The following is a 12,004-nucleotide window of genomic DNA, read 5'->3' as shown; positions in this document are numbered from 1 at the left end:
AAGGTAAAACTTATGCTTTTCCACCAATGGGGGGATATTTACGGAAAGTAGAAGAACTTTTGCCGAAATAAATCTTAAAAATTATATACATAATCTAAAACATTTTGAAAAAGAATGTGCTCCTGCAAAAATAATGCCTGTAGTAAAGGCTGATGGGTATGGCCATGGTGCTGTTTTCCTTGCAAAGGCAGCGGAAAAAATTGGAATTGACTATTTTGCCGTGGCTTTTTTAGAAGAGGCATTAACATTAAGAGAAAATGGAATTAAAGCAAATATACTTGTATTTAACTACATAGATAAAGATTTTGTCGAAATTGCCGTAAAAAATAATATAACCATTACAATGTTTTCTTGGGAACAACTTCAATTATACAAAAACTTAAAAAGAAAACCAAAAGTTCACATAAACATCAATACCGGAATGAATAGGCTAGGAATTAAACCAAATGAAGCTCAAAGGTTTTTCAAGGCACTTATTAAAAATAATTTTGAAGTTGAAGGTGCATACACTCACTTTGCCGTTGCAGATTCCAAAGATAAAGAAGATATAGAGTTTACAAAAAAGCAATATAGATTATTTGCCAATACAAATTTAGATGTTAAAATAAAACACGTAAACAATAGTGCAGGTGCAATCTCAAAGCTAGTACCCATGGAAAACTATATAAGAGTTGGAATTGCAAGTTACGGTCTTATGCCAAGTTTACAAGTAACAGATGAAAATCTCAAACCTGTACTTTCATGGAAAAGTATGGTTTCTCACGTAAAATATATTGAAAAAGGAGAAACAATAAGTTACGGTAGAACATTTAAAGCACCAAAAAAAATGAAAATTGCAACAATTCCCGTTGGATATGCAGATGGATATTGGAGGCATTTATCAAACAAAGGAGAGGTCTTGATAAACGGCAAAAGAAGAAGAATCTTGGGCAGGGTTTGCATGGATCAATTTGTAGTAGAAGTCGATGATGATGTGAAAATAGGTGATGAAGTAGTATTAATAGGTATGCAAGGAAAAGAAAAAATAAGTGCAGAAGAAATTGCAGAAAAAGTGGGAACAATAAATTACGAAGTAACCTGCAGAATATCCAGTAGAGTCCCAAAAATATACAAAGGGGTGGAATTTTGAAATTACCCAAAGAATTGATAGAAAAATTCAAAGAACCTTTCATATCTGAACTCGAAAATTATATAAACTCAGATGTTGAATTAATTGTAAAAGTAAAGAGCAAAAGACTCCTAGAGAATAAAAATGGTAAAAAATATTTACTAATAACTTTTGAAGATAAAACAGGGATTTTAAGAGCTATTGACTGGTTTAACGCAGAAAAAAACAACTCAAAAGTGGATGTTGGCAATGTGGTAAGGGTAAACGGCAAAATTGTTTTATACGATGGAAGACTTCAATTAAACGTTCATCAAGACTCGGATTTAATTGTATTAAATGAAAATGAATATTCGTATGAAAGATTCGTATCTGAATCAAAAATTCCCGTAGATGAAATTATAAGTAAGCTCTTCGAAATTATCGAATCTATAAGAAATAAAAAATTAAAACAACTTTTAGAGGAAATATTTAAAAATGACAAGGAGCTTTTTAATAAATTTAAAAATTCACCGGCGGGATTAAAAGTACACCACAACTATATAGGAGGTCTTGCCGAACATTCCATAACAGTGGCAAAAATGTGTGATAATGTAGCAAAGATATATCCATGGCTTGACAGAGACATTTTAATAACTGGTGCACTTTTGCACGATATAGGAAAAATTTACGATTATGAGATCAATTCAAAGGGTATAGAAATTACCCAAACAGGTGAATTAATAGGTCATATTGTTATGGGATATGAAATAGTTAACGAAAAAATAAAAAAATTAAACCTAAGAGGAATCTCGGAAAAACTTCTCCATATGATCCTTTCACATCACGGAGAATTAGAATGGGGTTCTCCTATTCTCCCAAAAACGCCGGAAGCTTTTGTATTACACATGATTGAAAATTTAGACTCCAAATTAAATAGAATCCAAAATATAAAAGAAAAAGAATTGGAAACAAATCCAAATAAAAAATGGAGCGATTTTGATCCAAACCTAGGAAGAAGATTATTACTAAAACACACTGAGAGGGGATAACGTGGGAAAGAAAAAAAAGGTAATCATAGTAGAATCACCTGCTAAAGCAAAAACTATCGAAAAAATACTTGGGGAAGATTACAAAGTTATTTCATCAAAAGGACATGTTAGGGACTTACCTCAAAAGAAATTTGGAGTAAATCTCGAAAATTTCGAACCTGAATTTGAAATAATCCCTGGCAAAGAAAAGGTTGTTGAACAGATACAAAGAGAAGTAAAAGGAAAAGAAGTTTTAATAGCCTCAGATATGGATAGGGAAGGTGAAGCTATCGCATGGCACCTTTCCAATATATTAAACCTTTCCGGAAAAAATCGAATAATATTTACCGAAATTACACCAAATACTATTAAAAAATCCGTACAATCTCCAAGAGAGATAGATATAAAAAAAGTAAACGCACAACTTGCAAGAAGAATTTTAGATAGAATAGTTGGTTACAAAATAAGTCCTCTATTATGGAAAATTATAAAAGGTGCAATGAGTGCCGGAAGAGTTCAATCTGCAGCCTTAAAAATAATTTGCGATAGAGAAAGAGAAAGATTCGTCTTTAAACCAAAAGAGTTTTACAAGGTCTCTATTGAGGTAAAAAAAACTAAAGCAAGCTTGTGGAGTATCTCTGGAAAAAAGATAAAACAAGAAAATGTAACGGAAAAAATAGCAAATGATATAAAAGAAAATGTTAAAGAAGTAATTTTAAAAGACATTATAGAAAAAGAACGAAAAAAATCACCTCCCTCACCATATATAACAAGTACACTTCAACAAGATGCAGCAACAAGACTGGGGTTCCCCGTATCTAAAACCATGAAAATAGCACAATCACTATATGAAGGCGTAAATACAAAAGATGGTCAACACATTGCCTTTATTACTTACATGAGAACAGACTCTACACGCGTTTCTGAAGAAGCAAAAAACATGGCAACAGATTTTATTGAAAAGAAATTTGGAAATGAATATAAAGGCGGAAAAAAAACAAAAAAACAGAAAAAGAAAGTTCAGGATGCCCATGAATGTATAAGACCTGTAAACATAGAAATAACTCCGGAAATTGCCAAAAACTTATTAAATCAAGATGAATACAAGTTATATAAAATTATATGGGAAAGATTTCTTGCTTCGCAAATGAAACACGCAATTTATAAAGACAAAACTTATATATTTCAAAGTGGAAAATACGAATTTAGAACCACAATATCTCACCGTATATTTGATGGATTTGAGATAATTTACAATACAAAGGAAAAAAAAGAAAATGAATTAAATCTTAAAGTAGGCAAAACATATAACGTTTCAAAGGTAAACACCGAAAAAGACATGACAAAACCTCCTTCAAGGTTTACAGAAGCAACACTTGTAAAAAAATTAGAGACAGAAGGAATAGGAAGACCAAGTACTTATGCAACGATAATCTCCACTCTTTTGCAAAGAAAATATGTAATAAAGGAAAAGAAAGAACTTCTTCCGACACTTCTTGGCTTTGTAGTAGAAGACTTTTTAACAAAAAAATTCCCAGAAATAGTAGACAAAAATTTTACCGCAACAATGGAAGCAGAACTGGATAAAATAGAGACTGGTGAAAAGCAGTGGAAAAGCGTACTTAACGAATTTTATTCAGATTTTTCAAAGTACCTTTCAAAAGCACAAAAAGAATTTTACACCGTAAACTACGAAACTGATTTAAAATGCGAAGACTGTGAAGGTACTTATAAACTGAAAATAGGAAAATTTGGCCTGTATTTAAATTGTGAATCATGCCAAAAAAATAAAAGTATTGATAACACAATAAATGCAGTAATAATAGAAAATAAAGCCTATATTAACAAAGCAATTGAGAACCACATCTCTATAACAGTTTCTGAAAACGCATGTCCAAAATGCGGTGGTAATCTTACAAGAAAAAAAGGAAAATTTGGTTATTACTTTAAATGTGATTCTTGTGATTTCACTATATCTGGTTATAAAATTGCAAGCGGAAAATGTCCCAAATGCAACTCAATAGTAGTAATGAAAAGAAGCAAAAATGGAAAAACATATTGGGCATGCGCAAATCCAGACTGTGATTATATGTCATGGAATGAACCCAAATGAGGTGATCATTTGTTAAAACTATTCATGACCTTTGCAAAAATTGGATTTTTAGCATTTGGTGGTGGATGGTCAATAATAGGAATCATTCAAAGTACCGTTTTGTCTAATAATTGGCTTACTCCACAACAATTTAAAGAAATATTATCAGTGGCCCAAATGACCCCGGGCCCTGTTTTTTTGAACCTTGCAACATATTTGGGACTTAAAATGTACGGTATAAAGGGGGCTATATTAAATTCCTTTTCAGTCCTTGTTGCACCTATTACTTTTACCACTATATTTTTCCTAATTAGGAATAAAGTTTCCAACAAGCTTATAAATGCTTTAAAATTTGGAGTAATTTTTCTAATAATTCTTACCATTCAATCTCTTGCTTTGCGTATTGATAATGCCTTTCAAATAATACTGATATTGTTGGCTTTTATACTATTTACGAAAACAAAAATTGATCCGATATACATTATACTTCTATCTGGAATAATTGGCTACTTTCTTTTTTGATTTTCCAATAACTCATCTGCAGGCACATCCTTTAGTTCTCTTGCCGGAACTCCTGCATAAACTTTTTTAGAAGGTATATCTTTTGTAACAACTGCACCTGCAGCTACCAATGCATCTTCACCAATTACTATTCCTGGAAGAATTGTAGCGTTTGCACCAATTCTCGCACCTTTTTTTAAAGTAGGTCCTTTAAAGTATCTTTTTCGCTTTTCAGTTCTTCCTAAAAAATTATCGTTTGTAAACGTTACTTCAGGAGCAACAAAACAAAAATCTTCAATATTTGAAATTGCAGTTATGTATGCCTCTGTTTCAATTTTTACATACTTTCCTATTTGTGTTTTATTTTCTACCGTTACCCCTCTACCAATGATAGTATACTCTCCTATTTTCACATCTTCGCGTATACTTGCAAGATCACCTACAAAAACAAAATCACTTAAAATTGCACCTCTATAGATTACGCATAACGCCCCTATTGTAACAAAATTTCCAATAACAAGTGGTGGTAATTCTTTTTCCTCCGTTGTTGCAGATACTTTGGCTTTAAATGGCTTCTTTCCAAGAACTGTGTTATCACCAACAACAGAACCTTCCCTTATGATAGTTCCCTCTCTAATAACTACGTTATGACCTATTTGCACATTGTTCTCGATAATGACACCATCTTCAATTACCACATTGTGCCCAAATTTAACATTTTTTCCTATCTTTGCCTTATCTGAAATATACAAATTTTCACTTCCTTTCTAATTTACCGCATCTCTTTTTCAATTCCTCATATTCTAATTTTAACTTCTCGTATTCTTCCTTTGGAACAAAACCTGCAGAACTTATAACGCTTAATATATCCGCTTTTAATTTATCATTAAATTCGTTAAAATGTTTAATAACCGAATTTCCTATGTCCTTTGCCATTTCAGACGTTAAAACACCTTGATCAACAAGATCCAACAAAATCTCAACAAATTCATCAGAACTTCCATTAAAAAACCTTATAAAAGCATGTATCAATTTTTCAACAATCTCCCTTTTTAACCCACCAAATACTTTTCCCTTAATTCTCGCTTTTAAAGAAATTTCCTGGGTAATATCATTACCCAGGTTATCCACAACTTTTATAACTTCACCATTTCTAACAAAATTAGCAATATCATCCAATGTAATAAATTGCTTATCTAAGGTATCGTATAACTTCCTATTTTTATATTTTTTTATTAACCGCAATGTTCCCTCCATAGTAAACCAAAAAAACCGCAGGTTTTATATTTCTGACTTTAGTCCAACCATTACTAAAGTTATATCCTTGTTCCATTTACCTCTTAAGAAAATACCTGTATAATCATCAAAGTTGTAGCCCAATTCGTATAACGCATCAAAATCCTCTAAATTATATTTTACCATACCTTTTACATTAAAGTTATCTTTTGAGTAATTGCCATATATTCCCACTAAAAAACTATCGTATTTAAGGTCTACTAACTTAATATACCCATCAACACCTACTAATCCATTACTACCTATTTGATATTCAACTCCTGAAACGTTTTCTAACAAGCTTGGTACTTTCTCTTCAATTTTTACATCTCCAACACCTGAAACAGGTATTTCAAAATCTGAAACATTTCCAGATTCAAAACCTAAATAGTTATGTACCAAAAATGAAGTCTTTGGGATCTGATAGACTAAACTATTTGAAATTGTAAAAACAAAAGGTCTTTTAACAACTAACCCTTCTTCTGAAATTTTATCTACTACAAAATAATCTGCTCCTTTGTATGTAAGGTATAGAGAATAATCCACACCAAGAATATTACCAAACCAACCCATTCCATACGATAACATGGGCCTTAATCCATCTAAAACGGGAGTTGAAGGTGTGTTCAACAAGGCTAAAATTAGTGAATCGTCGGGTAAGTCTGTTTTAACTGTATACGTATAAGTTGCAGGTCTTTCAAATTGGACAAAATTTGAAAAAACATTTAACCTTATACTTCCAAAATCAGTATTATACATATACCTTGCACCTATTGTTGGAAGTTTTTCACTTTCAAAAAATTTTCCAACTTTGTCATAAACTTTGAAAATCTCTGAATCAGGCAATCTCTCAATAAATTTTCCAACCCTTATATCACCAAATTTTGTATAAGCTTCCGCATATGCTTCTTTTAAAGTGGTTAAAGTTAATGGTGCAGGATATAAAATTGAATAGAAATCCCCTTCAAAATAAATATAAGAACTATCATAAACCTGATCAAAAATAAGTGTTGATTTTGTATAAAAAGTCCTATCAAACTTTGTATCACTACTAAATGTTAATGGAAAATACATTTTATACTGTCCTATATCAACTAAATTTGTATCAAGATAAAGATACCCACTTTCCAAGTTCAAAGTAAATGAAAATGCGTAAACAACTAAAATTGATAAGAATAATACAGATAATTTTTTCATAAACTACACCTCCTTAATACCTTAAAATGGGTTTTGATATAGTAATCGGCGAAAAGAATTTTTCAGGAATACCTATATCAAACTCTACATCTTTAAGGATAATTTCTGTTACTGTATTTTCTTTTAAGTTTCTTGCAACAATACTTGTTGGGACGTTATAACCATCTATGTTTTGAATTTTTTCAAACGTTATAGTTTTATACTTTTCACCTTGCCAGTTGAAAAATTCTATGTAAACTGGTAAAAGTAATTTTTTATCAATTTTCATATTTAACTCTTTAAAATCAAGTTCTGAATCGTTATGTGTAATATGTAAATAATAATAATTTTCATCCTCTTTAGTTAACTCTGCATTATAATTTCTATCACTTACCTTATAAACAAGCTCAATATCTTTATATGTAAAATCTGAACCTGCAAATCTATCGTTTTTTGCCGCACCACTTATACGCTTTGTGGTTCTAAATGCCGGCATGTACAAATATATATTGTCCGAACCTCTTACCAATAACGTTAAATTTCTATCAGATGCAGGTTTTTTAAATCTAATTATCGCATATACAACATCTTCACTTTTTTTGTACATGTAAATAGTAAATTCTTTTCGTTGTACGTTTCCCTTTTCATCAGTCATTTTTAATTCAAACAGTGCCTTCTCGTCTTTTACATTCTGATAACTATCCTTTACATTATCCAAAACCTCTTGACCTGTTATAGAAAATGCAAAAATAACAAATAATAGTGAAAATACCGTCAAAAACTTCTTCATGCCTTTCTACCTCCTTTTATCGAAAATGCCGCAGATAAGAATAATATTGTTAAAAGTGCACTCAAAATCAAAGTAATACCCGTTAAAAGCCCGAATTGCCTTAACATCTTAATATCCGAAAATACAAATGTGAAAAATCCAAATGAAACAGCCAATGCATTAAATACTATTCCCCTTCCTGTTGTAAATATAGTCTTTACAACCGCATCTTTTTTATTACCCAACCTTTCACTTTCGATCTTGTACCTGGAAATAAAATGAATAGCATAGTCTACCCCTGCACCTATTGCAATAGCAGCAATGGAAATTGTTGCAGTATTAAGCGGTATGTTTAACATACCCATAAGCACAAAGTTGAAAAAGACGGTAAAAATCGACGGAATTACTCCTATTATTCCCACTGCAAAAGACTTCATTTGTAAAAGCAAAAGTACAAAAACTACGAATAAAGTCAAAAACATGGATTGATACTGATTCTTAAACAATAAATCACTCACGTACAACGCTATTTCTTGTGCACCTGTGTGTATTGCACTATAACTTGGCTTTAAACTTGGAATATATATATCTTTTTCGGATACTATCTTTAAATATTGTTCGGTATTTTCGTTATATGGAATTCCTAATTTCCTTGCAAAATAACTTGCCTTCCATTTTTTTACAGGCAAATAAAGCTCGTTGTATAATAGATAGCCAAAATCAGAATCAAATTCTTCTTCTTCAAACTTCTTCATACTTAAAAGCTGATCTACAACCCTTTCTTTATCTTCTACACTTTCTCCTAATAATTTTTCTACATCATCAATTGCTTTTAAAATTTCATCTCTATGTAATCTTGCAATCTTAGAAAATGGCATATTCTTCACTAAATTATATGTTTTCTCAAGTTTTTTAACATCTACATTAAGTGCTTTTGCGTAATATTTAAAATCGGGAGTATGGGAAACTTCAAAACCTTTTGGCACACTCTCTAAAATTTTTTCTATATCATTTATTAATTTTCTTGTTTTGCTTTCACTATCAACTTTGACTGTTACTTGTATAATCCCCCTATTTAGTTGTTTGTTAACGACGGAATAAATTGTTTCATTTCCTTGGAGAAAAAACCACAAGTTTGACAACTCGTCTTTTGAGAACGGTATAGAATAAAATCCAGTAAATGCCCTACTTAAATCCAACAAAGTATCAACAATAGAAAATGTATTTACAACTCCATCTAAATTATTTAACCTTCTTTCTATCTCATCCATTGCAATTAAAACAGCAGGATCTTTAAAATCTCCCTTCACATCTATGAATAAATAATCAGAGCCTCCAAAATTTGTTTCAATAAAACGTTTATCTACAATAATTCTCTCGTTATCATTTATAGAATTAACAATATCCATATCTGTTTTTATATTAAAAATAAATGGTATCGTTGCAATAACAAGGATAATCAAAACAGTTAGTGTTAGTTTGGGCCTTAAAACCAACCTTGAATGTTTCTTTTCATCCACATGAAAAACTGTAGGCGGATTTATGTAATACAACATCGCTGGAACAAAAAATAGCGCTATAAAGTTACACAACATAACTCCAATACTAGAGAAAATCCCCATTATCCAAACAGGTTTTATATCAGCAGTAAGTAATGACAAAAATCCCACTGCGGTTGTAAGACCACTTAATAAGACAGCAATGCCAACATCTCTTAACGTGTAAATTACCCTTTCTTTCTTATTTCCCTTTTCTTCATAGTACTTATTCACAACGTGTATAGAATAAGCCGTACCAATAGATATCAAAGCAACAGGTATAATGGAATTTGCTATTGTAATGTCGAATCCAAAAACTACTATTAATCCCATAGTCCAAATAACACTAATAATTACCCCTAAAATTGGCAAAAAAGCACCTGTAAATCTTCTAAATGTAACTGTCAAAATTACAACCACTATTAAAAGCGATATGGGAACAAGTTTCATTAGATTTCTAAAAGTTATCTCTTTAACAGCCTGATTCACAGCAGAAACTCCGTAAAAATGAACACCTTTATAATAGTTGTTTTCTGCTAAATCTTTTAACGCTTCAAATGCTTCAGATTCCTTCCCACTTTCAAGAGAAACTAACATCAATCCAGATTTCCCATTGTCAGAAATAAACTTACTCCTTAGCGTTTTATATTTCAAAAGAGACGCTGGTTCTACCTCTCCTGATTTAAGCATTTCAGAAACTGTAGAAACCTCAATACCATTTTCCGTGTTTACAACAAGTGGAATATTTGTTATCGAAGTAACATGTTCTACTCCTTCCAACTTTTCAACCTTGGTAGTTAATTCATCAATCTTTCTTAAATCTTCTGAATTTTCAATTTCAAATCCCACCATGACCATGGAATTAATGTTAAATTCTTCTGCAAGAGATTCATACTTTTGCACTAAAGGATCATCTTTTGGTGGATATTTTGTAATGTCATCCCTTATCTTTAAATCTTTAATTTGAACCAGGAAAAAAGCCGTAAGTACAAAAGTAACAATAATTATCAAAAGCGCATTCTTTTGAACAAATCTTCCCAACCTTTCCAAAACAACACCTCCTTTATTCTGCGTTGCATAATATAATCTACCACTTATTTGTTACAATAAACACACAAAAAATGTTAAAATTATGCGATGCATAAAAATAAATCAACCCATATTCTAAAGTTATTTTATTTAATTAATATTTAATATAAAATACATTTTTTCTAATTACGTAATAAATTCAATTAACAATTGATCTGCATAAACTTATACAACACTTTTAATATATAATATACGTAAATGCAATTATATATTTACTTACTAACAATATTAAATTAACTTATATTTGTTAAAATTAAAATGAGACCAACCAAACTATTCCTTTCTTTCCTGAAAACATACCAATTTTTTACAAAGGAGGGATATTATGCCTGTAAAGTATATTATTGACATTTCAAAAGTCGACCAGCTTACAGATAAAGAAAAAAAAGAATTGAAAAGAGTAACGGAAAAATACAAATTCCGAACTAATGATTATTATTTAAATCTCATAAATTGGGAAGATCCAAATGATCCTATAAGAAAACTTATAATTCCTCAAATAGGAGAACTTGAAGAATGGGGAAGACTAGATGCTTCAAACGAAAAAAGCTATACAATAAGCAAAGGACTACAACACAAATACAGAGACACCGCTCTTTTGTTGGTAAACGATGTATGTGGGGGTTTTTGTAGATTTTGCTTTAGAAAAAGATTATTTATCAACATCGGCGAAGAAGTCGCAAGAGATGTAACAAAAGATTTAGAATATATAAAATCACATAAAGAAATTACAAACGTACTTCTTACTGGAGGAGATCCTCTATTACTTTCTACCAAAAAATTAGAAAAAATAATTTCTCGAATTAGAGAAATAGAACACGTAAAAATCATAAGGATAGGTTCTAAAATGGTTGCTTTCAATCCGTATAGGATAATAGAAGATCCTGAATTAATTGAGCTTATCAAAAAATATTCAACTGATGAAAAGAAAATATACATAATGACACAATTCAACCATCCAAGGGAATTAACAGAACCAGCTATTAAAGCCGTTAATATGCTTTTAAAAGCTGGTGCAATTCTTGCAAACCAAACACCTTTAATCAAAGGGGTAAATGCTAATTGGAAAACCTTAATGGAACTATTCCAAAAATTATCATTTATCGGAATACCACCATATTACGTTTTCCAAGGAAGACCGGTATCCGGTAATAAACCTTTTGCGGTACCAGTTGAAGAAGGATATCAAATATTCTTAAAAGCAATAATGAACGTATCTGGGCTTGCAAAAAGAGCAAGATTTGTTATGTCACATGAAACCGGAAAGATAGAAGTTTCAGCACTTACAGATGAACATATAATATTCAGATATCAAAGAGCTCACAATCCAAAGGATGCTGGGAAAATTATGGTTTTCAAAAGAAATCCAAATGCATACTGGTTTGATGATTACAAAGAACTTGTAACTGAATATATTGTTGAAAATCCCATATATTAAAACAAGCAACC

Annotated in this window: 10 protein-coding genes; 5 read left to right on the top strand and 5 right to left on the bottom strand. The window is 31.0% G+C overall.

Going from position 1 to position 12,004, the window contains the following annotated elements:
* Positions 1–34 precede the first annotated feature (34 nt).
* From alr to Y592_RS05810, 4 genes are read left to right on the top strand one after another with little or no spacing between them, the layout of a single operon-like run.
* Positions 35–1,129, top strand: a complete 1,095-nt coding sequence (gene alr, locus Y592_RS05825; protein WP_075666060.1) for an alanine racemase — start codon at positions 35–37, stop codon at positions 1,127–1,129.
* Entirely contained in the window at positions 1,126–2,136 is a 1,011-nt protein-coding gene (locus Y592_RS05820; RefSeq protein WP_075666059.1) for a 3'-5' exoribonuclease YhaM family protein, read from the top strand. Before alr ends, Y592_RS05820 begins: the two co-directional genes overlap by 4 nt.
* 1 nt (position 2,137) lies before the next feature.
* On the top strand, positions 2,138–4,228 hold the full coding sequence (gene topA / locus Y592_RS05815; protein ID WP_077198373.1) for a type I DNA topoisomerase: 2,091 nt from the start codon (positions 2,138–2,140) through the stop codon (positions 4,226–4,228).
* Positions 4,229–4,237: 9 nt separating this feature from the next.
* Positions 4,238–4,729, top strand: a complete 492-nt coding sequence (locus tag Y592_RS05810) for a chromate transporter (RefSeq protein ID WP_077198372.1) — start codon at positions 4,238–4,240, stop codon at positions 4,727–4,729.
* Here Y592_RS05810 and Y592_RS05805 read toward each other — a convergent pair.
* The 5 genes from Y592_RS05805 to Y592_RS05785 are packed head-to-tail and all read right to left on the bottom strand — an operon-like array spanning position 4,714 to position 10,516.
* Entirely contained in the window at positions 4,714–5,460 is a 747-nt protein-coding gene (locus tag Y592_RS05805) for an N-acetyltransferase (RefSeq protein ID WP_077287567.1), read from the bottom strand. The genes Y592_RS05810 and Y592_RS05805 overlap by 16 nt on opposite strands.
* A gap of 4 nt (positions 5,461–5,464) precedes the next feature.
* Positions 5,465–5,953 carry a polyhydroxyalkanoate synthesis regulator DNA-binding domain-containing protein gene (locus Y592_RS05800; protein WP_077287565.1) on the bottom strand — a complete coding sequence of 163 codons (489 nt, stop codon included), beginning with the start codon at positions 5,951–5,953 and terminating at the stop codon, positions 5,465–5,467.
* Between the two features lie 36 nt (positions 5,954–5,989).
* Positions 5,990–7,180 (bottom strand): hypothetical protein, encoded by a 1,191-nt coding sequence (locus Y592_RS05795; protein WP_075666054.1) that lies wholly within the window; start codon positions 7,178–7,180, stop codon positions 5,990–5,992.
* Between the two features lie 13 nt (positions 7,181–7,193).
* Entirely contained in the window at positions 7,194–7,949 is a 756-nt protein-coding gene (locus Y592_RS05790) for an outer membrane lipoprotein-sorting protein (RefSeq protein WP_075666053.1), read from the bottom strand.
* On the bottom strand, positions 7,946–10,516 hold the full coding sequence (locus Y592_RS05785; RefSeq protein ID WP_075666052.1) for an efflux RND transporter permease subunit: 2,571 nt from the start codon (positions 10,514–10,516) through the stop codon (positions 7,946–7,948). Before Y592_RS05785 ends, Y592_RS05790 begins: the two co-directional genes overlap by 4 nt.
* 364 nt (positions 10,517–10,880) lie before the next feature.
* On the opposite strand from Y592_RS05785, the gene Y592_RS05780 reads away from it, so the two are divergent.
* The gene (locus tag Y592_RS05780; RefSeq protein WP_075666051.1) at positions 10,881–11,993 is read left to right on the top strand and encodes a KamA family radical SAM protein; all 1,113 of its coding nucleotides are present in this window, start codon (positions 10,881–10,883) and stop codon (positions 11,991–11,993) included.
* Positions 11,994–12,004 lie beyond the last annotated feature (11 nt).

The organism is Thermosipho sp. 1070 (assembly GCF_001682135.1).
GTDB lineage: Bacteria > Thermotogota > Thermotogae > Thermotogales > Fervidobacteriaceae > Thermosipho > Thermosipho affectus.
The sequence above is the reverse complement of the archived record's forward strand: the minus strand, read 5'-3'. Positions and strand labels throughout refer to the sequence as shown.

What these genes read in the sequence shown, in the direction of transcription:
- Y592_RS05795 (WP_075666054.1), bottom strand. Translation starts at nt 7,180, where the DNA reads ATGAAAAAATTATCTGTATTATTCTTATCAATTTTAGTTGTTTACGCA.
- Y592_RS05790 (WP_075666053.1), bottom strand. Translation starts at nt 7,949, where the DNA reads ATGAAGAAGTTTTTGACGGTATTTTCACTATTATTTGTTATTTTTGCA.
- Y592_RS05780 (WP_075666051.1), top strand. Translation starts at nt 10,881, where the DNA reads ATGCCTGTAAAGTATATTATTGACATTTCAAAAGTCGACCAGCTTACA.